Here is a 25,635-nt window from a genome sequence, read left to right as displayed (position 1 = left end):
GGGCTGTCAACGGAACAGCGTTTGCGCCCAGCGCGCCAGCCCGGCGGTGACCGAGCCGAAGTCGTTGCCGCCGACGATCGGAATGCCCGGCAACTGCTGTTGCAGCGCGGCGCGCAGCAGCGGTGAGCGCGCGCTGCCGCCGGTCAGGTAGATCACCTGCGGTGCGGTCTGGCTGCTGGCCAGCGCGGCGCTGACCTGCTCCTGAATGCGCATCAACGGCTGCGAGATGGCGTCGGCGAGCTGAGCCTGACTGATGCTCTCCGCCAGATCGGCCTGCACGAAGCTGAGCGGCGCGCTGATGGCCGTTTGGCCGGACAGGGCTATCTTACTCTCTTCGGCCGCGCGCACCAGTCGGTAGCTCAGGCGCTGCTGGTACACTTTCAGCAGGCGTTTGACCTTTTCCGGCTCCGCCGCGTCGAGGATCAGATCGCGCAGCACGCGGCCGTTGGCGGCGCTGTAGAAGTCGTTTTGCGCCGGCACGTCGTTGGTCGCCACCGCGTTCCAGTAAGGCAGCGCTGGCAGGGCGATGCCTTTCCCGGTTTCGCCGCCCAGGCCGAACAGCGGCATCAGCTGTTTGAAGGCCAGCATGATGTCCAGATCGTTACCGCCGACCCGGCAGCCGCTGTGGCCCAGCAGGCTCTGCTGACGATCGGCGCGGTCGCGCCACTGCGGCCCCATCAGCAGCACCGAGCAGTCGGTGGTGCCGCCGCCGATGTCCACTACCAGCACTGTTTGTTCTTCGCTCAGCGTCGCCTCGAAGTCCAGCCCGGCCGCCACCGGCTCGAACTGGAATTCAATGGCTTTGAAACCGGCGCGTTCGGCGGCGCGCTGCAAAATGCCCTGCGCCTGCCGGTTGGCTTCGTCGCCGCCGATGCCCTGGAAGTTGATCGGCCGGCCGATCACCGCCTGATCGATGCCGGTCTGCAGCACGTTTTCCGCCTGGCGCTTGATGTGGAACATCATGGCGCACACCAGGTCTTCGAACAGCGCGATCTGCTGCGGTTTCAGGCCGTTGGCGCCGAGAAAGGACTTCGGCGAGCGCACGAAGTACACTTCTTCCGGATCTTCCATGTAGTGCGCCAGCGCCTGCAGGCCGAACAGCACGCTGTCGCCGTTGACCGGGATGTCTTCTTCGCGGTTGTAACTGATGGCGCGGCGCAGCAGCTGCTGGTTTTCTTCGCTGCCGGTCGGCACCTGCCAATGGCGGTGCAGGCATTCGCTCACCGCTTCGCGGGTCGGCGCGCACAGCATCGAAGGCAGATACGGTTCGTTGTTTTCCAGCGTCAGCAGCTCGGGGCCGTGGTCGCGCATCACCGCGACGGAACAGTTGGCTGTCCCATAGTCGAATCCAATAAACATCTCTTTTTTATCCCCATGCCAATGAAGGGGGGCGACTTTACCCGAGACGGGGCCGGTGGGCAATGCGCCGATGCGCGAGTGTCGAAAAATTTAGCGGGCGTGGCATCGGCATGCTTAACTTAATGTCCGAATTCCGCACGTCAGCGCGCCAGCCGAGCCTCATAATGCAGAAAAAACCGAACCCGAGCGTTGCCATGAATACTCAACAGCAAGCGTTGTACGACGCGCTGCGCGCGCGTGACCGCAAATTCGACGGCCGCTTTTTCGTCGGCGTCTCCTCCACCGGCATTTATTGCCGCCCGGTGTGCAGCGCCCGCACGCCAAAGCTGGAAAATTGCACCTTCTATCCGAGCGCGGCGGCGGCCGAACTGGCGGGCTTTCGCCCCTGCCTTAAATGCCGGCCGGAACTGGCGCCCGGTCTGGCGCTGATCGATCTGGGCAACCGCTATGCGCAGGTGGCGGTGCAGCTCATCGAGCAGGGCTATCTGTCCGAACACAGTTGCGAAGCGCTGGCGGCGCGGCTCGGCATTTCCGATCGCCACCTGCGGCGTATCTTCGCCGAGCAGTTTGGCGCTTCGCCGATCGATTACGCGCAGTCGCACCGGCTGCTGCAGGCCAAGCGCCTGTTGGCGGATACCGACCTGCCGCTCAGCGAGGTGGCGTTCGCCGCCGGTTTCGGCAGCCTGCGGCGTTTCAACGAGCTGTTCAAGGCGCGCTACCGCCTGATCCCGTCGGCGCTGCGCAGCGGCGGCGCGCGTGGTGAACGGGCGGCCGCCAGCGGCCTGGTGTTCCACCTGGGCTATCGGCCGCCCTATGACTGGGATCGCATGCTGAACTTCTTGCAGGCGCGCGCCGTGCAGGGCGTAGAGCGGGTCGAGGGACGCCGCTACCTGCGCTCGATCGCCGTCAGCCAGGCCGGCACGGAGTATTGCGGCTGGGTCAGCGTACAGCCGGAAGAAGCGCGCAACCGGGTCAGGGTCGAGATCGCGCCTGCGCTCAGTCTGGTGACGACGGAGGTGTTGCGTCGTGTGCGTTTGCTGTTTGATCTGGACGCCGCACCGGATCGCATCAATGAGGCGTTGGGTTCGCTGGCGGCTGATGCGCCGGGATTGCGCCTGCCGGGCTGCGTGAACAGTTTCGAGCAGGCGGCGCGTGCGGTGCTGGGCCAGTTGGTCAGCGTGAAAATGGCGGCGACCTTCGCCGGGCGGATGGCCGAACGCTGGGGGGAAGCCCTGGCAACGCCGCATGAGGGCATCACCCATGTCTTCCCCACCGCAGAACGGGTGGCGCAGCTGCAGCCCGAAGAACTGCGCCCGCTCGGGGTGCAGGTGAAGCGTGCGGCGGCGCTGATCGAGATCGCCCGCGCACTGGGCGAAGGACGGCTGCAGCTCGATAACGTGCTGGATATTGAACAGGGCATCAAGGCGCTGACCGCGCTGCCGGGCATCGGCAGCTGGACCGCCAGCTATATCGCCATGCGCGCCTGGTCGTGGCCGGACGTGTTCCTGGCGGGCGATTACCTGATCAAACAGCGTTTCCCCGGCATGACGCCGCGCCAGATCGAACGCTATGCCGAGCGTTGGCGCCCGTGGCGCTCTTACGCCACGCTGCACCTGTGGCATAACGACTGTTGGGCGCCGGAAGGGGAGGATTAAGGTTTCGGGCTAGCGGGGGGCGTCGATTAGCTGCAGCAGGCGGCTCATGCCTTCGCGCATCAGGAACGCCAGCAGCTTTTCCCGCTCGGCCGGCGTCAGATGGTAGTAATATTCGATCCAGACCCGAACCGGATCCTGGCGTTTGATGTCGTAGTCCGGATGGTCGGCCTCGCGCAAGGCCGACAGGCTGCGCGCGCCGAACGGCAGGCTGTCGATATGGTATTCCAGCGCTTTACCCTGCACGCCGCTGCGGCGGCGGCTGACCCAGCCTTCGCGCCGGGCCATCAGATTGACCCCTTGCGGGGTCGAGGGCAACCCTGCTTTCCCCATCAGTTCCCTGGCGGAAAACCATTTCTTTTCCATAGTCCCTTATCCCTGAGCTATCACATGTCGAGGAAAATCAACGGATACGTCGATGTCCGCATGGGAGCTTCATCTTACTTAATCGTTTAAGCTTCAGGTGTTATTTATATCACTAATCTCGTATGGGTTAACATAATGTGAAAGACGAGACGTGCGGCGCCGCCCGGGAGACGGCGCCGGCGAGGGAAGGCGTTAGCGGATGCCGAAGTAGCCGTCGCTGAGTAGAACCGCCAACGGCTGCTCCAGCGCCACCTGGTCGCCGTCTGCCAGATCGACGCCGACATCGCGCAGCGCCTGCAGCGTCACCGGCTGGTGGGCCGGCCCGGCGAGCGTCTGCGCCTTGATCCGATGCGCCGCGCCGTTGAGCATCGAGACCATCAGTTCATCCATCTGGTTGCAGTGCAGGTTGGTGATAAAGCGTTCATCGATGCGAATGATGTCTATCTTCTGATCGCCCAACTCATCGAAGGCATTGATGTTATGCCCAAAGCCGTTGACGATCAGTCGGCAGCCCAGCTGCTGCAGCTCGCGGAGAAATGCCCGGCACTGCGCGGCATGTTCCAGCACCGCAGCCTCATCGACGCTAAACAGCAGTGCCTGCGGCGGCAGCGAGGAGGCGCGCACCGTTTCCGTCAGGTAGCGCTGGAAGTCGGTGCTCAGCAGGCTGTCGGTGGCCAGCGGCAACGCGAGCGACAGCCCCTTGCGCTTGATGTCGTCGGCGCACGATACCAGCAGCTGCGCCACCGCCCAGCGGTCGATATCCGGCATCAGGCCGTACAGCTGCGCGGCGGCGATGAACGCCTCGTGCGGCAGCGGCCGATCGTCCGGTGCCATCACCTGCAGCTTCACCTGGTGGAACGCGGCTGACAGCGGCGTCGCCGGCGGCGCGACCGCGTGGGTCAGCAGCCGCAGTTGCCCCTCGCTGATGATGGCCTGTACCTCCTGCGAGTTCAGCAATTCATGCTGCCGTTCCAGCAGCTGTTTTTGCCGCGTTTCGTATAGATAAACCTGGCCGCGCCCGTGGTGTTTGGCGGTGTAGCAGGCGATGTCGGCCTGCGCCAACAGTTCGCTGCTTTTGGCGTCGCCGCTGATGCGCGTGATGCCGGCGCTGGCGCCGACGCGGTAAATTTTTCCTTCCCAATAGAACGGATGCTGGCTGATTTGGTTGACCACCTGCTGTACCAGCGATTTGGCCTGTTCCAGCCGGCAGTCGAACAGGATCAGACCGAACTCGTCGCCACCCAACCGAGCCAGGCAGTCGCTATTGCGCAGCTGGTGGCGCATCAACTGAGCGATGTCGCGCAGCAAGGCATCGCCCGCCGCATGGCCGGCGGTGTCGTTCACCGCCTTGAACCGATCCAGATCGAGGAATACCAGCGAATGCGGCGGCGACGGTTCCCCGGTGGCGGCGATCGCCGCCTTCAGCTGCTTCTCGAAGCGGGTGCGGTTCGGCAACCCGGTCAGCGCGTCGTGTGAGGCGCTATAGCTGAGCTTTTTCATCAGTTCGCGCGAGGCGGTGACGTCCTGCAGCACCATGACTGCGCCCATGGTTTCGCCGTCGAGAGTTTTCAGCGGTGAGACCGACTGCTGCACGTCGAAATAACGCCCGTCACGGCTGTGCAGCACCAGCGCATAGTCCGCCGGCCATTGCCGCGGGTATTGCGTGAGGTTTTCGATTTCCGGGCCGTCTTTGCCGTTGGTCAGGCGCACCACGCCGGCGACCGGCATGTCGATCGCCAGGTCGAGCGGCCAGCCGCACATTTGCTCGGCCACCGGGTTCATAAAGGTGATGCGGAGGTGGCCGTCGGTGGAGATCACCCCTTCGCCGATGGCGTCGAGAGTGATGTGCAGGCGCTCTTTTTCTTCGTGCAGCGCCTCGGCGAGGATCTTGAGCTCGGTCATGTCGATATTGGTGCCGATCATGCGCAGCGGCTGGCCCAGGTCGTCGAGGATCACGTTGCCCTGGCCGCGAATATGGCGCAATTTGCCGGCGCGCGTGGTAATGCGAAATTCCATGATGAACGGCCGCGGCTGCGCCAGGATCTCGGCCAGTTCGCGATCGGTGCGCTCGCGATCTTCCGGCACCAGCAGGCTGCGCCACAGCGCCAGCGTCGGCGTTTGGTCGGGATTGAGATCGTAGAGTTCGAACATACGCTGATCCCAGGTGAAGTTTTCCTGGTTCATCACCCATTCCCAGATGCCGACGCCGCCCACCTGGTTGGCCAGCGTAATGCGCTCCACCAGCCGGTTGTTCTCCGCCTCGCTGCGTTTGAGGCCGCTGATGTCCTCGACCTGAGAGATGAAGTACAGCGGTTGCCCTTCGGCGTCGCGCACCAGCGAGACGGCCAACAGCGCCCAAACGGTCTGGCCGTCGCTGCGGATATAGCGTTTCTCCATGGTGTAGCTGCTGATGTGGCCGTCGAGCAGATCGTGCAGCTGGCTGAGATCGGCGTTGAGGTCGTCCGGGTGGGTGATCGCCTGGAACGTCAGGCGATGCAGCCCTTCCGGCGTATAGCCGAGCAGTTTGCACAGCGCCTGATTGACCTGTAGCCATTTGCCCTCCGGCGACACCAGCGCCATGCCGATGGCGGAATACTCCAGCGCGCTGCGAAACCGGCTCTCGCTCTCGACGATGTGCTGTTTCTCCACCCGGAAGGTGTGCATCACCATCGCCATCGCGTGCGCCGGGATCAGGATCAGCAGCATCGGCAAGTACAGGCCGAGCTCACCGAAGACGTGTGCAGAGGCCTGCAGGTGCAGCACGCCCAGCGAGATCAGCACCGTGATCAGCAGCAGGGTGCAGAAACAGACGGCGAAGGCTTCGAAGCGCGGCAGCGCGATGGCGGCCCACAGCAGCGGCAGGATGACGAAGGTGAACGGGAACGGCAGATAGGTCAGCGCCAGGTAGCTGAAGGCCAGGGAGCCCATCAGCGTGAGCAGCAGCGGGTAGGGGTTCAGCACTGCCAATGTGCGGCGGTGATAGGTGAGGCCGAGCGGCGCCAGCGACAGCACCCCTATCGCTTCGGAGATGAACCAGATGCCGAACGATTGCCAGAACGTTTGATCCGGCGTGGGCGAGAGCCCGGCGGCCAGCAGCGCGCTGAACAGCGGGGTGAAGATCACCGCGCACACCACAAAGCGCAGCCAGCAGCCCAGATCGCTCAGCGGATCGTTCACCGGCAGTGTGCGGCGCAGCAGCAGGGCGCAAACCGCCGCTTCCAGCAGGTTGATGGCGGCCAGCTTGACGGGAGTGGCGCTGACGCCGAACAGCAAGAAACTGGCGAGCACGATGCCGAGGCCGCTGGCCAGCAGCGGCAGGCCCCAGTGGCGCGGGGCGTGGCGGAACAGCACGGCGATCGCGGCGGCGGTCGGGAACCACAACGGCGTGAAGTGGCGGGCTTCGCTGGATAGCGACAGGCTCAGCAAGGCGAGCAGAAACGTCGCCAACGCCACGAACAGGGAATGCGTCAGCATGACGCCTTTGTGGGTGCCGAACGTGTTCGGCGCGCTGATCTCCATAGACACCCTTACCGATGGCCTCTGTCAGTGATTGGATTCATGACGTGGATGAATTAAGACGATTTATTGGCAAAGGGTAGTACAGCGCGAGAGGAAAACCTACCGGGAAGGCCGACTTTACTGCGTTAACGCCAGCCCGGCGGCAGAATGACGAAAAAGCCGGCGCGAGGCCGGCTTTTGGCGTATTACAGCAGGAACAGGGTGGCGAGGCCGAGGAAGATGAAAAAGCCGCCGGTGTCGGTCAGCGCGGTGATGAGCACGCTCGAGCCGACCGCCGGATCGCGGCCCAGTTTGAGCATGGTCATCGGGATTACCACGCCCATCAGCGCCGCCAGCAGCAGGTTGAGCAGCATCGCCAGCGTCATCACGCCGCCCATCGCCGCGTCGCCGTACAGCAGCCAGGTGATCACGCCCATGATGCCGCCCCACACCACGCCGTTGATGATGGCGACGCCCAGCTCCCTGAGCATCAGGCGCGAGATGTTGCCGACTTCAATCTGGTGCAGCGCCAGTGCGCGCACAATCATGGTGATGGTTTGGTTGCCGGTGTTGCCGCCGATGCCGGCGACGATCGGCATCAGCGCCGCCAGCGCCACCAGCTGGGAAATGGTGTGTTCGAACAGGCCAATCACGCGCGAGGCGACGAACGCGGTGCAGAGGTTGATCGCCAGCCAGGCCCAGCGGGTCTTGACCGCCTTGCTGACCGGGGCGAACACGTCTTCTTCCGGGCTCAAACCGCCCATGCGGCGCAGGTTGGTGTCGCTCTCTTCGTTGACGGCGTCGACGATCTCTTCGATGGTCAGGCGGCCCATCAGTTTGCCCTTGGCGTCAACCACCGGGGCGCTGATCAGGTCGTAACGTTCGAACGCGCCGGCCGCTTCATCGGCCTTGTCTTCGGGCTGAAAGGTGGCGGGATCGCTGTCCATCACGTCACGCACCGGGATCTCCGGATCGTTCAGCAGCACTGCGGTCAGCGGCAGCTCGCCCAGCAGGGTGTTTTTGCGGTCGGTGACGAACAGTTTATCGGTGGCGTCGGGAATGGTTTTGCGCATGCGCAAGAAACGATGCACCGCGCCGAGCGTGACGTCCGGCCGCACCGTCACCAGTTCGAAATCCATCATCCAGCCGACGCTGTCTTTGGCGTACTGGCTCATCTCGCGCACCTGGGCGCGCTGCTCCGGCTCCAGCGAGGTCAGCAACCGGCCCATCAGGTTACGCGGCAGGTATTGCGCCAGGTAGGCCTGTTCGTCGACGTCCAGCGTTTTGATCGCTTTGAGCAGGTCTTTGTCGCTCATTTCCTCGATCAGGCTGTCCCAGACTGGCTCGGCGACTTCCACCAGCGTCTGGCCGCGCTTGCTGTTGCCCACCAGCCGCCACAGCGCCATACGTTCGTCCTGCGGCAATGCTTCCAGCAGGTCCGCCAGGTCGGCGGCGTGCATATCGTCCAACAGGCCGGTGATTTCCGCCGTTTGGTTCAGCCGTTCGCTTTGGCTGAGAGCGTGTTCATCGCCTGGCCGGCCGAGAATGCCGTCGACCAATTCCTTATTGTTCAACAGCAGAGTGAGAATGCGCTGGCGGTGTTCAGCGACTTTTTTGACGTTATGGGTTGCGGCTGACATGGTGTTCCTTAACGGGCGCTCGGCGTTCCTGACGCAGGCTCATTAAAAGATAGAGCATAGCGGGTGCCGGAGTCATTTTTATGAAACGGACGGGGCGCGGCGGTTATTCAGAGGTGGCGTCCTGTTGCGGCGCGCTGACTTCGGCGGCGTTTTGCGCAGCGGCCTGCTTTTTTTCCTGATGATGAGGCACCGCCACCACGGCGGCGTACAGCAGTCGGCCGACTAAAATGATAAAGCTGATAAACAACACTATCTTCGTCATCTGTCCGGTGGTTTTCTTGCGCATATATCACCCGGTATGCCGGTGTCCTGTGTTATTCGCTCGAGAATTTGTAACCGGATTTTAGGCGCTGATGACAAAAGTTGTCCATTTTTTTCCGGCGTGCGGCACGGCGCATTAGGGTTTCGTTTAGGTTGACGGGGCGAAGGCGGAAAGGAAAACCCCCTGTCTGGCAGGGGGCGGGGGATCAGGCGGAGCGCTGTTCGTCTTGCGAGCCTTCTTCGTCTATCAGCAGCTTCCAGCCGACGACGTCGTTCCAGTAGGCCTGCTCGCGTTCGAAATCCAGCTGCACCAGGTTGTTCTGCGCCAGGTAGCCGGCCGGGAAGCGCAGCGTCCAGTGGTTGTCGTCGGTGGTCAGGCGCAGCGTTTCCGGCGTGGTGGTCGACTGACGCTGGTTGTTGAGCAGGGTGCTCAGACGCAGCAGCTGGATCAGCGGCAGGTAGTGTTTCTTCTTGAACAGGTTAAGGCGCGGCAGCTCTTCCAGCTTGATCGCCTTGCGGTGGAAGCGTACCAGCGCCGCCAGCAGCTGCTGCTGTTCCTGGTTGAAGCCAGGCAGGTTGGAGTTTTGCAGAATGTAAGCCGAATGGCGGTGCATGCCGCTGTGGTTGATGCTCAGCCCCACCTCGTGCAGCATGGCGGCCCATTTCAGCAGGGCCTCCAGCTGCGGATGCGCCAGCTTGGTGTTTTGCGCCATCCACTGCGAGTAGAGCAACTCGGTGGTTTCCAGCACCCGTTTGGCCTGCTCGCGGTCGATGTTGTAGTGATCGGCCAGGCTCTTGGCGGTGCGGCTGCGGATGTCCTGGTGGCGGAAACGGCCTTCCATTTCATACAGCACGCCTTCGCGCAGCGCGCCGTCGGACAGGCGCAGATCGCGGATCGCCAGCGCATCGAACACGCCGCACAGGATAGCCAGCCCCGGCACGAATACCGATTGGCGGTCTTCCGACAGCCCCGGCAGGCTCAGCGAGCCGAAGCTTTTGAACTGCAGCACCTGTTCGGTGAGCATTTCCAGACGTTCCAGGGTGATGAGACCGTCTTTTTCTCCCATCGCCACCAGCACTTCGTGGGCGGCCTTGATGGTGCCCGAGGCGCCCAGCGCATACTGCCAACCTTGAATGCGGTACTGCCAGGCCAGCGTTTCCAGCTTCTGCGCCGCCGCCAGCCGCGCGCGGCGGAAGTTGTTTTTGCTGATCTCGCCACCCGGGAAGAACAGCTGGGCGAAGCTGACGCAGCCCATGCGGCGGCTTTCCGCCAGCAGCGGCTCGAAGTCTTCGCCGATCACCAGCTCGGTGGAGCCGCCGCCGATGTCGATCACCAGCTTGCGGCCTTTCTCTGGCTGGGTGTGTTCCACGCCCATGAAGATCAGACGCGCTTCTTCCTGACCTGCGATGATTTCGATCGGGTAGGGGATCACTTTGGCGGCGCGCTTGAGGAATACTTCGGCGTTCACCGCCTGGCGCAGGGTGTGTGTCCCAACGATGGTGACGTTATCCGCCGGGAAGCCCTGCAGCCGTTCGGCAAACAGCGCCAGGCAGGCCAGGCCGCGTTCTATCGCCTCTTCACTGAGTACGTTGTTGCTGTCCAATCCGTCGGCGAGATGCACCCGTTGTTTTAAACGGCCCAATACCTGTAAGGCGCCGTTGACGACGCGGGCGATCACCATGTGGAAACTGTTCGACCCGAGGTCGATGGCGGCGATTTCCTGCGGTTTGTTCGTTGCAGTGTTTTTTAGCGGCATAGTTGCTGGCCTACTGTCCTGGTTGTTCCAGAGCTTTTAAGTACTCGTAAATAGCCACCTGGGCACGCACTTTGCGACGGTTGCCGCGCGGCACGTACTGGTTGCTCAGTTCTTTATCCACATAACGGGCCTTGACCGTGTCGCTGAACAGGATCTCCAGAATATCCAGAACGCGCTGTTTCAGCGCCGGATCCAGCAGCGATACCGCCACTTCGATACGGTAATCTATGTTGCGGGTCATCCAGTCGGCGGAGGACAGATACACCCGTTTGTCACCTTTATTGTCGAAAACGTAAACCCGATCGTGTTCCAAAAAGCGATCGACGATGCTGATCACCTGAATATTGTCGCTGATCCCCGGCAGGTTGGGAATCAGGGAACACATGCCCCGCACCAGCAGGCGGATCTTCACGCCGGCGCCGGACGCGGTATATAACCGATCTACCAGCCCTTTATCCACCAGATTATTTATTTTCAACATAATGCCGGCCTGTTCCCCGGCCTGCGCGTTGGCGATTTCGTTGTCGATCAGCTCATACAGCTTCAGGCGCGAGTTCTGCGGCGACACCATCAGGTTGTCGAAGGTGACCGGCCGGTAGGGGTTCTCGATAAAGTTGAATACCCGGCGCACCTCGTTGGTGATGCGTGAATCGGCGGTCAACAGCGAATAGTCGGTGTAGATGCGCGCGGTTTTTTCGTTAAAGTTGCCGGTGCCGATATGAGCATAGCGCACAATGTCATCGCCTTCACGGCGTGAAATCAGGAACAGCTTGGCGTGGATTTTCAGGCCCGGCGCGGAGAAGATCACGTGTACGCCGGCTTCGGTCAGGCGCTTCGCCCAGTGAATGTTGGCCTCTTCGTCGAAGCGCGCCTGCAGCTCGACCACCACCGTGACCTTTTTACCGTTGTGCGCGGCGTGGATCATCGATTCGATGATGCGCGAATCTTTCGCCACTCGGTAGATGTTGATTTTGATCGCCAACACGCTCGGATCGAACGACGCCTGGCGCAGCAGCTCCAGCACGTGCTCGAAGGTGTGGTACGGGTAGTAGAGCAGCACGTCTTTTTCACGAATGGCGTCGAAGCCGTTGCGGAAACCGTCGAACCAGATGTGGCGCAGGCGCGGCAGCGGCTTGTTGACCAGGTTGGCTTTGCCGACGTTCGGGAAACTGATGAAATCTTTGAAGTTGTGGTAGCGGCCGCCGGCGATCACCGAATCGTAGTTGGAGATGCCCAGCTTGCCGCGCAGCAGCTCCACCATTTCGTTCGGCATGTCGCGCTGATACACGAAGCGCACCGGCTCGGCGGTCAGGCGCTGTTTCAGGCTGGAGGACATCAGTTCCAGCAGGCTGGATTCCATTTCGGTGACCAGATCGTACTCCGCGTCGCGGGTCATTTTCATCGAGTAGGCGTTGAGCGCGTCGTAGTCGAAGAAGCCCTTGAAGATATCGTCCAGGCAGTAACGCAGAATGTTGTCCAGCAGGATCATCGGCTTACGGCGGCGCGGCGCTTCCGGCGGCAGATTGACGAAGCGCGGCACCTTGTCGGACGGGATCTCCAGCAGCGCATAGTCGATGCGCGCGCCGCGGATGATCTCCACCGCCAGATAGGTGTAATCGTCTTTCAGGAACTGCACCAGGTTGGTGTCGTGGTTGATCAGGATCGGTGTGATGTGCTGGCGCAGATGCTGTTTGAAATATTGCCGCAGCCAGATTTGCTGGTTCTCGGACACCTGGCGCTCGTTGATCAGGAAGATCTGGTTACGCGCCATTTCCAGCAGCAGATCGTTGTACAGGCCGTCGAACTCCTGATCGGTTTTCAGCACCTTGGCCTGGATCTTTTTCAGCAAATGGCGCGAGGAACCGGCGGAGCCTTGCTCTTCGCTGATCAGGATACGCCGTTTGAGATCGGCGAAGCGGACCTTATAGAACTCGTCGAGGTTGTTGGAGTAAATGCCCAGAAAACGCATACGTTCAATCAGGGGATTGCTCTTATCTGCGGCTTCCTGCAACACACGTTCATTAAAGGATAACCAGCTTAGTTCTTTTTCGATGTAGAGCTTTTCCTGACCCATTGCCACTCCAGTTCAAATTTAGAATAGGATCCGGGACGCAGCGCCCGGATGCCGCTCTAGTGTCCTTCATCATTATTGCGAGAGATTGACAGGAAAGTCCAACATATCCACTGCGTTGGCGCGCGGCGTTTTTCGGTGGCAATAAATTTTCGCCGAGGCGGGATGTTCGGCAGTGAAGTGATTAGCATGAAATGACGGTTAGCAGGCTTATTTTTGGCATTATAAAGCGTGTTTGTGGTCATTTTTCAGCAATATATCAACTTCATATTGTCTGTTTGTAGCGTAAAAAACCTGGGTTAGGGTGGGTAACTTTGTCATGCAAACGTCATAAAACTGACATAAGATGCCCGGTTATCTTACGGCGCAAGCCCGATTACATCAGCGACAGCGAGACACATGACTCAGACGACGGCAAATCAACATCCCCGAGATCGCCTGCGCGGGCGCATCGACCGTGGCGTGCAGGCGGCAGTGACCGCCAGCGGGCTGATGGTGCTGATGACGTTGATGCTGATCTTCGTTTATCTGCTGTTTGCAGTGCTGCCGCTGTTCAAACCGGCCTCGCTCGGCCAGGCGCAGCCGCTGCCGATCGCGGTGTCGGCCCCGGCGCTGGCGCTGGGCATGGACGTGCAGCAGCGCGTCGGTTACCGCATCGACGCGCAGGGCGCGGGGCAATTTTATCGCCTGACGCCGGCGCCGAACGGCCAGCCACAGACGCCGCTGGCACAGCAGACGCTGCTGGCCAAACCGGCACTGCTCGCGCAGGCCGCCGGAGAGCGCGATCTGTTCGCACTGGCGCAGGCCGATGGCCGGCTGGTGGTGGCGCGCGCGGATTTCGCCACGGCGGAAAACGGCCGGCCGCAGTGGCTGTTCCCGCTTGGGCAACAGCCGTTGGCGCTGGATCCGCAGCGCAAGCCGCTGAAACTGCTGTCGCTGGCGGATGCGCATCGCGGGCAGTATCTGCTGGCCGGGGTGACCGACGATCGGCGGCTGGTGTTCGGCCGTTTCAGCCCTGACCGGCCGCCGCAGTTCAGCGAGCGGCCGCTGGAGCACGACGCAGAACAACTGGTGCTGACGCCAGATGGCCGCCAGCTTTACCTGCTGACCGGCAACCGGCTGGCGCGTTATGAAATCGACGGCGCACAGCTGCAGCTGCGTGAAACGCGCACCCTTGGCGAACACGCCCCGTATCAGATGACGGCGCTGCCCGGCGGCAGCGCGCTGCTGATCAAGGGCGCCGACGGCAATCTGCGCGAGTGGTTCGAAGTAGAAAAAGAGCAGCGCTGGCGCCTGACGCCGGTGCAGCATTTCGACCACGGCGCTGACGGGCAAGAGCTGACGGTGGCGGAGCCCTATCGCCGGGTGTTCGCCACCCTACGGCCCGATGGTGGCTTCTCGTTATTCTCCACTATTCAACCGCAGCCGCTGCTGAATACCCGTTTGGGCGCCGAGGTGCGGCAGATGGCGTTCGCGCCGCGCGGCGATGGTCTGCTGCTGGAGAGTGCACAGGGCTGGCAGCGCTATGCGCTCGACAACCCGTATCCGGACGTCACCTGGCGTTCGCTGTGGGGCAAGGTGTGGTATGAAAACTACCCGCAGCCGGCCTACGTCTGGCAGTCCACCTCCGGTGAAGACAGCTACCAACCCAAATTCAGCCTGATGCCGGTGATCTTCGGCACCTTCAAGGCGGCGGCTTACGCGATGCTGTTCGCCATTCCCTTGGCCTTGGCCGGCGCCATCTATACCGCTTACTTTATGACGCCGGGGCTACGGCGGGTGATCAAACCGGCTATCGAAGTGATGGGCGCGCTGCCGACGGTGGTGATCGGGCTGGTGGCCGGCATTTGGCTGGCGCCGATCATCGAGCAGTATCTGTTGGCGGTGCTGGCGTTGCCGCTGTTGCTGGCGGCGGCGGTGCTGCTGTGCGGCGCGTTGACCCATCGCTTTATGCCGCGCTGCCGGCCGGGCGTCGATCTGCTGTTGCTGTTGCCGCTGCTGGCGTTGACGGTGTGGCTGGCGCTCAGCCTGGGGCCGCGGCTGGAAGTGGTGCTGTTCGGTGAGCCGCTGCATTTCTGGCTGGGGGATAATTACCACCAGCGCATTGCGCTGGTCGTGGGCGTGGCGATGGGCTTCGCGCTGGTGCCGATCATCTTCTCGCTGGCGGAGGACGCGCTGTTCAGCGTGCCGGCCACCCTGAGTCAGGGTTCGTTGGCGCTGGGCGCTACCCAATGGCAGACGGTGGTCAAGGTGGTGCTGCCTTCCGCCAGCGCCGGCATTTTCTCCGCGCTGATGATCGGCTTTGGCCGTGCGGTGGGGGAAACCATGATCGTGCTGATGGCCACCGGCAACACGCCGATTATCGACGGTAGCCTGTTCCAGGGGCTGCGGGCGCTGGCGGCCAACATCGCCATTGAAATGCCGGAGGCGGTCTCCGGCAGCAGCCATTACCGCGTGCTGTTCTTGACCGCACTGGTGCTGTTTGTCTTCACCTTCGTGTTCAACACGCTGGCGGAGGCGGTGCGCCTGCGGCTGCGCAAGCGTTACACGCCGAATCAGGAGGCGCCATGAAGAACTGGGTGAAGAGCGGATCGCCGTGGATATGGCTGACCGCCGGTTCGGTGGCCGTCAGCCTGTTGGCGCTGGTCGGCATTCTGTTGCTGCTGGCCGGGCAGGGGATGCGCTATTTCTGGCCGAGCCCGGTTTATCAGTTCGAGCTGAATCAGAACGGCGCCGGGGCGGTGACGGTGATCGGCGAGCTGTATCAACAGCAAAGCATTTCACGTCGCCAGCTGACGGAGGCGGGCGTGGCGCCGCCGGGCGAGGCGCAGAGCGTCGAACGTTATCTGATTAAGGTCGGCAACCGCGAGCGCGAGGGGCAGGATTTCCGCACGCTGCTGGCCAGCGACATCCGCAGCCAAAGCGCGCCGCGCAGCCTGCTGGTGCTGGAGCGGAACAGCCACGGCACCGCCTACGGCTATCTGGCGGGCATGCTGGAAGACGGGCAACCGCTGACCGGCCGCAATCTGGGGCAGGCGTTGCAGCAGCGGCTGCCGCAAATCGCTGCGCTCTCGCGCCAGGCGCACGACATCCAATTCCGCGATATGGCGCGCATTAATCAGCAGTTTGACGCGCTGCGGCTGCGAGAAAAGCGCCTGCAGCGCGACGCTAAGCTGGACGCCCGCGCGCAGGACGCCATCAAGGCCGAGCGGCTGGCGTTGCAGCGGCAATACCAGCTGCTGTCCGAACGCCTGGCGGGGCTGAATCGCGATCGCCAGCGCGATGCGCTGCTGCTGCGCGACATGCACGGCCAAACGTTGACCATTCCGCTCAGCCAGGTGCGCGATGCCTGGTACCCGAACGCCATGAGCACCACCGAGAAACTGACGCACTGGGGCGAGCAGGTGAAGAAGTTCCTCACCGACAGCCCGCGCGAGGCGAATACCGAAGGCGGGGTGTTCCCGGCCATTTTCGGCACGGTGTTGATGGTGATCCTGATGTCGATCGTGGTGATGCCGTTTGGCGTGATTGCGGCGGTATATCTGCACGAGTATGCCGGTAACAATCTGCTGACGCGGGTGATCCGCATTGCGGTGGTCAACCTGGCCGGCGTGCCCTCGATCGTCTACGGCGTCTTCGGCCTCGGCTTTTTCGTTTATATGATAGGCGGCACGCTCGACCAGCTGTTCTACCCTGAATCCCTGCCTAACCCGACCTTCGGCACGCCTGGCGTGCTGTGGGCGGCGCTGACGCTGGCGCTGCTGACGCTGCCGGTGGTGATCGTCGCCACCGAGGAAGGGCTGTCGCGCATTCCCACTTCGCTGCGGCAGGGCTCGATGGCGCTGGGCGCCAGCCGGGCCGAGACGCTGTGGCGCATCGTGCTGCCGATGGCTGCGCCGGCGATGATGACCGGCTTGATTCTGGCGGTGGCGCGCGCCGCCGGGGAGACCGCGCCGCTGATGCTGGTGGGGGTAGTGAAATCGGTGCCGGTGCTGCCGGTGGACGAGATTTTCCCGTATCTGCACCTGGAACGGAAGTTTATGCATTTGAGCTTCCAGATCTACGATATGGCATTCCAGAGCCCGAGCGTAGAGGCGGCCCGGCCGCTGGTGTTCGCCACCGCCTTCCTGCTGGTGACGATCGTGGTGAGTTTGAATCTGGCGGCGATGGGTATCCGCCATTCGTTGAGGGAGCGGTACCGAGCATGGTCGCAGTAACAATGACGCTATTTTTGGGGAGTGCGTAATGGGTTTGATGACGCCAGGCAGTTTGCCCCGGCTGGATGTCCAGCATCTCGACGATGAACAGACCGCGCTGGCGGTCAACGGTCTGAACCTGTTTTATGGCGACAAACAGGTGCTGCACGATATTTCGCTGCGCATTCCGAAACACCGGGTGACGGCCCTGATCGGCCCTTCGGGCTGCGGTAAATCGACGCTGCTGCGCTGTTTCAACCGCATGAACGATCTGGTGGACAACTGCCGCATCGAGGGCGATCTGCAGCTGAACGGCGCGGCGATCTCCGGCGCGCAGATCGACGTGGCGGCGCTGCGGCGGCGGGTGGGCATGGTGTTCCAGCGGCCGAACCCGTTCCCGAAATCGATCTATGAAAACGTGGTGTACGGCCTGCGGCTGCAGGGTGTGCGCGACCGGCGTTTGCTGGATGAAGCGGTGGAGCGTTCGCTGCGCGCCGCCGCGCTGTGGCATGAGGTGAAGGACCGGCTGCGCGAAAATGCGTTCCGCTTGTCCAGCGGCCAGCAGCAGCGCCTGGTGATCGCGCGCGCCATCGCCATCGAACCGGAAGTATTGCTGCTCGACGAGCCGACCTCGGCGCTCGATCCGATCTCCACGCTGACCATCGAAGAGCTGATTTCCGCGCTGAAGCAGCGTTACAGCGTGGTGCTGGTGACGCACAACATGCAGCAGGCGGCGCGCGTCTCCGACTACACCGCCTTTATTCATCAGGGCCGGCTGGTGGAGTACAACGACACCGACGCCATTTTCACGTCGCCGCGCCAGCGCCGCACCGAGGATTATATTACCGGGCGGTATGGATGAGTTCTGGGGGGCGTTGCATACGGCGCCCCTTTTCCCGTCTTTGTGTTTCCTCCGATTATTCTCGCTAACACGCCAAGCACGTCTTTTCACTGGCTACATTAATAAAAATAATTCTCATTTGCATGGACGGAGCCAGCGAATTGTTTATAATTCGCCAATCTGTGTAAATCAGTGTAAATGGATGTGTTTGAATGTGTGCATGGAGGCTTGGCGCCTGGTCGCTATTATTAGCGTTTTGCAGCTCGGCGTGGTGCGCGGAAATCACCAGCCCTGCCGATCGCGACAGCATTACCCAACAGCAGAAAACGTTGCTGGAACAGGCCCAGCAGCAACGCGAGGCGCTGCAAAATAACGTTGAACTGCCGGCGTTACCGCTGCCTGAGCCGGCCGCCGCAGGGGCGGTTTGCCAACCGGTGCGGCAGATCGTTTTTCAGGGCGCCGAACATCTTTCCTGGTCGGTAAAAGAAAGCCTGGCCCGCCCGTATCAGGGGCGCTGCCTGACGCTGGAACACATCAACCGTCTGGTGCGCGAAACCACCAATGCTTATCTGCAACGCGGCTATGTCACTTCGCAGGCCTGGCTGCAGGAGCAGGATATCTCCCGCGGCGTGTTGACCGTCAGCGCCAGCGAAGGGCGAATCGAGTCCATCACGCAAAACGGTGAGCAGACGCTGGCGTTGAAGATGGCGTTTCCCGATCGGGTTGGTGACGTATTGAATCTGCGCGATATCGAGCAGGGCATGGAGCAGCTCAACCGCCTGCCGTCGCAACAGGTGACTATCGATATTCAACCTGGCGAGCAACCCGGCTTTTCCAAAGTGGTTTTGCTGCGCGGTGCCACGCGCGCACCGGTCTCTTTCTCTTTCGGCGCCGATAACAGCGGCCAGAGAAGCACCGGCACCGGGCAGATGAACGCCGCCTTCTCGCTGGAAAATCCGCTGCGTCTCGCCGATCAATGGTCGCTTTCTGCAGCGCGCAATAACGATTTCAGCCCGCATCATCGCAGCCGCAGCCTGAACGGCAGCGTCACCTTACCCTATGGCTATTGGCTGTTCAGCTACCAGTATGCCTGGAACGATTTTTTCCAGCAGGTGCCGTTCAACGGCGCCGCTTACCGCTATCAGGGCAACAACCAGACCCAGCGTTTGGGCGCCAACCGCACGTTGCTGCGGGATGGCAAACGTAAGCTGGCCGTCGATATCGGGCTGGCGCGGCGCACCACGGAAAACAAGCTGGCGGGGGAACGGTTGGGCGTCAGCAGCACGACGCTCAGCATTGCCAGCCTGGGCCTCAATTACAGTGCGGTCGCGGGCGGCGGCTATATGACGCTGAACCCGACGGTAAGCCGTGGGCTGCGCATGCTGGGCGCCACCGCCGACGATCCTGAGCGCAACGGGGCGCCGCGCAACGAGTTCCGCAAGCTTGGTCTCAGCGCCAGCTATTTCTATCCGCTCGCCCCCTCTCTCTACTACCTGACCTCGGCCTACGGGCAAACCAGCGCAGACAACCTGTATGCCGGGGAACGCATTTCCATCGGCGGGCAATACTCGGTGCGTGGCTTTAAAGAGCAGTACCTGACCGGCAATCGCGGCGCCTACTGGCGCAATGAACTCAACTGGCAATGGCGGACGTTGCCGGGGCTGGGGGCGCTTTCTTTGACCGGCGCGTTAGACGCCGGCTGGCTGCAGGGGCGCGCCGGGCAGATAGACGGCGGCAGCGTCGTTGGTGCGGCGCTGGGCGCCACGCTAAGCGGCCGCTGGTTCAATCAGGCGATCACCGTCGGTAAACCGTTGACGCACCCAGACAGCCTGCAACCGGATCGTTGGGTGGCCTACTGGCAAGCCACCGTCACGTTATAACGCCAGCACACAGCAGGAGCGCCTCGGCGTTCAAAACAACATCCTTTCGAAGGAATGAATATGGATAAGCTCAATCATCCGCTGGCGCGCGGCGCCAGCTATTTGCTGATCTACCTGACGGCTTTCCAGCCGTTGCACCCGGTGTTCGCCGCCGGCATTACCGCCGCCAACGGCAATACGCAGGTGGTTATCAAGCCGGGTGACGTGCCGGTGGTGAATATCGCCACGCCGAACGGTGCGGGCATCTCCCACAACACCTATAAAGATTTCAACGTTGGGCCACAGGGCGCCGTATTGAATAACGCCACGCACGGCGGCAAAACGCAGCTGGGCGTGGAGATCTACAGCGCGCAGGGCAACACCTACCTGAAGGGAAAACCGGCGGAGTTGATCATCAACGAGGTGATCGGCGGCAGTCGTTCCGAGCTGCAGGGCAAGCTCGAGGTGTTCGGCAACAAGGCCAATGTGATGATCGCCAACCCGAATGGCATCACCTGCGACGGCTGCGGCTTTATCAACGCGCCGGGCGTGACGCTGACCACCGGCAAACCGCAGTTCGACAAGCAGGGCGCGCTGGAAGCGCTGGAGGTGAAAAAAGGCGGCGTCACCATCGGCGGCAAAGGGCTGGACGGCAGCGGCGCCGACTATGTCGATATCATCAGCCGCGCCACCGAGCTGAACGGCAAAATCAACGCACAAAATCTGTCGCTGACCCAAGGCGCCAACCGCATTAGCTTCAAGGACGGCAGCATCAAACCGATCGCCGGTGAAGGCGCAAAACCTGTGCTGGCGGTGGATACCAAGGCGCTGGGCGGCATGTACGCCAACAAAATCCGCCTGGTGGCCAATGAGGATGGGGTGGGGGTGAACCTGAAAGACCTCACCAGCAAACAGCGGGATATTACGCTGAGCGTTAACGGTAACCTGGTGCTTAACGGCACCACGCACAGCAAAGGTGACCTCAATGTCAGCGCCAAGGAATTGCACATTACGCCAGGCGCTGTCGTGCAGGCGGACGGCAACGCCACGCTGGCAGCAACGACGCTAGTGAATGACGGGCAAACCAGCACCAGTGGCGATATGCGTATCTTTGGCGACCATATCCGCAACGCCGGGGAAAATGCCAAGCTGCACGCCAATAAAAATATGTGGATCCAAAAGGATGCGCAGGGCAACAAGGCTAAATCCGTCGAGAACCGTTCGGCGAAAATCCTGACCAACAGCGGCGATTTGGTGATACGTGCCGAACAGGTTCGCAATAAAAGAGATGTCGAGAGTATTAGTAAAACCAAGCTAATACCGACATCAACTGATAAAAATATGCAAGTGGCGAATGTCATGGCAGAAACCGGTGATTATCCGGTAATTATTACCGCTGAGTTGACGTCGCCATTACCTGAAAAATGGTTTGGAAAAGCGGATTTTAGCAATATTGAGCGGGGGGTATTGGTTAACGACCAGCAGACTCGGTTTGATGTGGAGGGAAGTTCAGCACCTGCAGAGATCTCTTCTGGTAAGCACCTTTATATCTATGGAGATGAATTAGATAATAATAACAGTGTGTTGAGTGCTAATTTAGACCTTATTTTGACGGGTCAGCGCTTTGTCAATACGCAAACTTCCACAGGCACGTTATTGAATTACATTCGCTATATTCCTGATGAAAAAGCCAATAAAGAAAATGGGGGAGTGACATTTAATCCATTAACGGCAAAAGAGTTACGTATAACCAATTACTTTACCCGAGGTGATAGTGTTCAAGCTTGGCATTCTGTAGGCTACGTTTTACAGCGTATCAGTTTAAGTGCTGGAAAAAGTTTGGTGGCGGATTTCAAAGATAAAATAGAGATAAAAAACCAAACGCCAGAAGAAAATAAACCCTATGAAGTGAGAGCATTACAACGTCCTGAAACCTTAAAGGCGCAGAACATTTTTCTGCATGCTGCGAATATCATCAATACTGACATAATTCGTGCTGACGGCAATATCACCGCGATTGCCGAAGATCGGATTGTTCTTGGGCAAGGCATTTTGGCCGCCGGAAAAGAACTGTCTCTGACGGCAGTCAACGCTATCGACGCATGGCAAAGTGAGCTGAAAGGGCAGGACGTCACGTTAAACGCCAAAAACGGTGAGATAAAAATACATTCCAGTGAGAAACCTCATTACTTCCGCCCTGACGGCTCTCGCTGGTTGGGCAGCCTTGAGGCTTCACGCGATTTGTCTCTCACGGCTGGCAGCACCATTACGTTGCTGAATACGCTGTTGGCGCCGCAAAGCCGCAATATCGCTATGACGGCTAACGGCAGCATTGCCATCGTCAAAAACAGCGCGTTGTTGGAGGGGCCGCTATTAGGGGGGCCGGTTTCTCCGGCTAAACGGCAAGAATATTTCAACCAACTGTTGGCCAGTGGCCAAATGAGGGCAACGGGTTCGGTGCTGCTTAATAGCGGTGGCTATCTGGCGCTACGCGGCACCAAGATTAATGCGGACAAGGACGTTACGCTGTTAGCCGCCCATAACGCCGATCTTAATTACCGTGAACTTGACGGCCGATTCAATGCGCTTTTCCCTGTGTCCCGCACGCCTGAACTGGGCAGCCGGGTACACGCCGGCGGCAATTTGCTGATTAACTCGGCTCGCGACATCGGCACCCAGGGCGGCGCGCTTTCCGCTAACGGCAACATCACGTTGCTGGCCGGGCAGAATCTATGGTTATCGAATCTGGCCTATTCCGCCATTGATGCCGCCAACGACAACAATAAAGACGACCGCCATGTGGTCACTACTCTCAGCGCCGGGAAAAACCTGACCGCGGCGGCGAATAACCAACTGCTGACTTACGGCGCCAGGTTGACTTCGGGCGCCAATATGACGCTATCCTCCGGCGGTGATATGCGCTTCGAGGCGGTGCAAAACCACACTTACCGAGAAGGTGGCAACGAATTTACCGAAACTCGCACCCAGCAAGGGACCGAGCTGAATGCCGGCGGCCTTATGGCGGTGATTTCCGGCGGCAGCATTCTCTTTCAGGCCACCAAACTCCTGTCTAAGGGACAACTTGGACAGATAGGTATTTCTATTGACCTTTCTGGGGTTGACTCTGCATTTTCAATGGCTGAACGCCGGGTTCAGGAGGCTAGGCAGCGACTTGAACAGACGATAAATAATAGGTCTAAGACCGAAAACCAACTAAATGCAAGTAAACACGCATTGGGTAGCGCACGTCAGCACCCTGATACCTTGTCGTTATTTGATGCTGCCGCACATCCAATTACGTCATCATCATCCCGGTTCGTTTCAGTGCCGGTTTATAGCGGAGGGGGCGTTCACTTTGACGCTTCGGCATTGATTGATAATCAGGCACACCTCGAGCGGTTATTACGAGAAGGGGGCCGGGCGTTTGTTAATAATGTCCTTCAATGGGGAGATGTCACTGCACCGACTCAAGACGGCGTCAAAGTCGGTAACGCGATAAAAGAAGCGACCATAGAAGAATATGACAAGATTCGTCAGCGTTTAATAGACCGCCAGAATGCGATAAATAACGCGCAAAGTGCGCTAAATGCATCCCAACATGCATTTGACCAGGCCCAGCAGCAGACTCTACAACAGACGAAAGAAAAAAATGATGCCGAAAATCAACTTAACGTGGCTCTGGCAGCAAAACAGCGCCAACATGATGCGGAAAGACAACGTAAAGAGCAGGAAGATGCTCGAAATCGTGAACTGGCGATTCGCACCGGTTCCTTGGATATCGCCGCCAAGGGCGGCTATCTCTACGCCCAGGCGATGGAAGAGTCCAGCCACTACGAGAAAAAGGAAACCAAGCGCAAATGGTGGGGCAAGAAAACCGAGGTTAAGCAGACCCGCCATGACGTGACCAACAAGGTTACCGAGTTTACCGCCGCCGGCAATATCACGCTGATGAGCCGCGACGACAGCACCTATGAAGCCAGCAAAATCGCCGCCGGGCAAAACGCGCGCCTGACCAGCTCCCGTGGACAGGTTAACTTCCGCGCGGTGAAAAACACCTCTTTCGAACAGACCGTCAGCAATTCGAAAGGCTTCTTTATCAAGCAGGCCAATAAAGGGTACGAAGACAATAAGTGGGTGCTGCCGAGCATCCATACCGGTGGCGCCTTGACCGTAGAGGCCGCCAAGGGTGTTAACGCCGATGTGAAGGTGAAAAACGGCCAGGCGCTGCAAAGCGCCATCGATGCCCTGGGCAATACGCCGGGCACCACCTGGGTCAAAGATCTGAACAAGCGCAACGACGTGCAGTGGAGCAAGGTCAAAGACGCTTACGACAGCTGGGATTACAAGAGCCAGCACCTGAACCCGGCGGTGGCGGCGGTGATCGCCATTGCGGCCGCGGCGGTGACCGCAGGCAGTTCACTGGCGGCCACGGCGGCCTCCAGCGTTTCCGGCGCCGTGGGCGGCGGGGTGGTAACCAGCGGCGCGGTCACGGCCGGGATGTCTTCTCTGGCCTCCCAGGCGGCGGTCGCGCTGGTTGAGAATCAAGGCAACCTGTCGAAAACGCTGCAGGCGCTGGGCAGCAATGAAAACGTCAGGGCGACCGCCACGGCGATGGCGATCGGCGGAGCGCTCAACGGCTTCGACAGCGCGATGGGCTGGAGCAAGGATGCGGCGGGCAAACCGCTCAATCCAAATAACGTCAAACTGCCGCAGCTGAGCAACGGCGACTGGAGCAAAGTGGCGCAGCGGGTGGCCGGGCAATCGGTCATCAGCTCCAGCCTGAATACCGCCATCAATGGCGGCAGCTTCAAGGACAACCTGACCAATGCGCTGCTGGCGAACATCGGCAGCCAGGTTCAGGCCGAGGGCGCCAACCTGATTGGGGATAACGGCGACGTTCTGGGTGCGGCCGGGAAGTCAGTCAGCCATGCGGTTGTGGCAGGCATCGCTGCGGAAATCGGGCGCGGCGACGGTAAAGGGGCTGCTGCCGGGGCGCTGGCGGCGGAGCTGGCCGGCGTCCTGATGCAGAGCACGCTGTTCGAACCGGCCAATCTCAACGAAAAGGAACGCCAGCTCTATCGTCTGCAGGAAGCGTTAAACGGCAATGAAGTAAAAGAGCAAACGGCACGAGTAATCGGGGCTTTGACCGGGGCGTTGACAACGCATACGCCGGAAGGCGCCTACAGTGCTGCAGACAGCGCGCAGTCGGTTTATCGCTACAACATGACCGAACATATGTTGATGCAGTATGCGCTGGATAATCAGAAAGACATTTTGGCCGCTGATAAAGGTGATGTTGCTGCGGCAAAACGTGTTGTGGCTCGCCGAGAAGCTGCCGCAATAGTGGCGACCGTAGGTGGCGGCGGTCTGGTACTTACTGCGGGGGGAATGACGCTGGTGGGAGCTGCGCCAGAATTGGTTCTGGCTGCACGATTGGCAATTGCCGGCTGTAAAACCAACCCCGCGCTTTGCCTGAACCAAGCCGGTATTTATGCGGCAGACATTGTGGCACCAGAGGCGATTATTGGTACTGGCGCCGTAACCACCGGCAGCACATTGATTTTGGGTAAGACCGAAGACAGCGTGAGGAAGTTGAGCCGACAGCTGGTGAACGCTTCCGATGAATTATACAAAACAAAAACGTTCAACACTCAGCCGGTTGCCGATTTTATCAAAGGGGAAACGGCAGCCGGGGCGAATTTGTCGACTAAAACGGCAGATTATCTGCGGGACATGCAGAAGGTTAACACTAACCAGTTGGTTAAACTTTTCGACAAAACGCAGCCAGATGGTAATGTAACTGTTTTTGGTAAGTCCATAGCTCAAGTTTTAGGCGATGGAGGGAGTAATAGAAAAGGAACAACAAAAGTTTTTGCTTCTGAATCACTTAGCGATAAGGATATCTATGATTATGCGCAATCACTTGCTGGAGGCCTCCCTCTTAACGAGGTGAGAAACGCGAAAGGTATTGTGTACTATGCAAAGTTTGAAGGGAAAATAATAAATCTGAGAAACTATTCTACAAGTGCACAAGAGTCGAAAGCTCGGTGGACGATTGATATTATTGGGAATAAAGATATAAACAAATTATCGAATCTCTCCGATAACAAGTTTGAAATCAAGTTTAGATAGGTG

13 protein-coding genes are annotated in these 25,635 nt (G+C 60.1%); 6 read left to right on the top strand and 7 right to left on the bottom strand.

The window, feature by feature from the left end:
* Positions 1–6: 6 nt before the first annotated feature.
* Positions 7–1,359: a molecular chaperone gene (yegD, locus tag FUU19_RS11635; protein ID WP_141967300.1), complete on the bottom strand. Its 1,353-nt coding sequence runs from the start codon at positions 1,357–1,359 to the stop codon at positions 7–9.
* Between the two features lie 164 nt (positions 1,360–1,523).
* On the opposite strand from yegD, the gene alkA reads away from it, so the two are divergent.
* Entirely contained in the window at positions 1,524–3,014 is a 1,491-nt protein-coding gene (gene alkA, locus FUU19_RS11630) for a DNA-3-methyladenine glycosylase 2 (protein WP_230490587.1), read from the top strand.
* A gap of 9 nt (positions 3,015–3,023) precedes the next feature.
* Here alkA and FUU19_RS11625 read toward each other — a convergent pair whose 3' ends face one another.
* From FUU19_RS11625 to ppk1, 6 genes are all read right to left on the bottom strand, one after another.
* Positions 3,024–3,377 (bottom strand): DNA-binding protein, encoded by a 354-nt coding sequence (locus tag FUU19_RS11625; protein ID WP_141967305.1) that lies wholly within the window; start codon positions 3,375–3,377, stop codon positions 3,024–3,026.
* Between the two features lie 192 nt (positions 3,378–3,569).
* The gene (locus FUU19_RS11620; protein WP_230507129.1) at positions 3,570–6,896 is read right to left on the bottom strand and encodes a diguanylate cyclase; all 3,327 of its coding nucleotides are present in this window, start codon (positions 6,894–6,896) and stop codon (positions 3,570–3,572) included.
* A gap of 185 nt (positions 6,897–7,081) precedes the next feature.
* Complete coding sequence (gene mgtE / locus FUU19_RS11615) at positions 7,082–8,515, bottom strand: magnesium transporter (RefSeq protein WP_141967309.1); 1,434 nt, start codon at positions 8,513–8,515, stop codon at positions 7,082–7,084.
* A 103-nt stretch (positions 8,516–8,618) separates the two neighbouring features.
* A complete protein-coding gene (locus FUU19_RS11610; RefSeq protein WP_197811300.1) occupies positions 8,619–8,801 on the bottom strand; it encodes a YfgG family protein in 183 nt (60 codons plus the stop codon).
* Between the two features lie 181 nt (positions 8,802–8,982).
* Complete coding sequence (gene ppx, locus FUU19_RS11605; protein ID WP_230507128.1) at positions 8,983–10,533, bottom strand: exopolyphosphatase; 1,551 nt, start codon at positions 10,531–10,533, stop codon at positions 8,983–8,985.
* A 10-nt stretch (positions 10,534–10,543) separates the two neighbouring features.
* The gene (gene ppk1 / locus FUU19_RS11600; protein ID WP_141967313.1) at positions 10,544–12,607 is read right to left on the bottom strand and encodes a polyphosphate kinase 1; all 2,064 of its coding nucleotides are present in this window, start codon (positions 12,605–12,607) and stop codon (positions 10,544–10,546) included.
* A 396-nt stretch (positions 12,608–13,003) separates the two neighbouring features.
* Between ppk1 and FUU19_RS11595 the strand changes: the two genes are divergently transcribed.
* The 5 genes from FUU19_RS11595 to FUU19_RS11575 all read left to right on the top strand — a co-directional run bounded on the left by FUU19_RS11595 (position 13,004) and on the right by FUU19_RS11575 (position 25,632).
* Entirely contained in the window at positions 13,004–15,175 is a 2,172-nt protein-coding gene (locus FUU19_RS11595; RefSeq protein WP_230507127.1) for an ABC transporter permease subunit, read from the top strand.
* A complete protein-coding gene (gene pstA, locus FUU19_RS11590; protein ID WP_141967316.1) occupies positions 15,172–16,821 on the top strand; it encodes a phosphate ABC transporter permease PstA in 1,650 nt (549 codons plus the stop codon). Before FUU19_RS11595 ends, pstA begins: the two co-directional genes overlap by 4 nt.
* Before the next feature lie 28 nt (positions 16,822–16,849).
* Complete coding sequence (gene pstB / locus FUU19_RS11585) at positions 16,850–17,662, top strand: phosphate ABC transporter ATP-binding protein PstB (protein ID WP_019452422.1); 813 nt, start codon at positions 16,850–16,852, stop codon at positions 17,660–17,662.
* A 191-nt stretch (positions 17,663–17,853) separates the two neighbouring features.
* Positions 17,854–19,521 (top strand): ShlB/FhaC/HecB family hemolysin secretion/activation protein, encoded by a 1,668-nt coding sequence (locus FUU19_RS11580; protein WP_230490590.1) that lies wholly within the window; start codon positions 17,854–17,856, stop codon positions 19,519–19,521.
* Between the two features lie 60 nt (positions 19,522–19,581).
* Positions 19,582–25,632, top strand: coding sequence for a DUF637 domain-containing protein (locus FUU19_RS11575; RefSeq protein ID WP_230507126.1), 6,051 nt, complete (start codon positions 19,582–19,584; stop codon positions 25,630–25,632).
* Positions 25,633–25,635 lie beyond the last annotated feature (3 nt).

The sequence above is a fragment of the Serratia montpellierensis genome, from assembly GCF_020858655.1.
In the GTDB taxonomy this organism is placed as follows: Bacteria; Pseudomonadota; Gammaproteobacteria; order Enterobacterales; family Enterobacteriaceae; genus Serratia; species Serratia montpellierensis.
The sequence above is the reverse complement of the archived record's forward strand: the minus strand, read 5'-3'. Positions and strand labels throughout refer to the sequence as shown.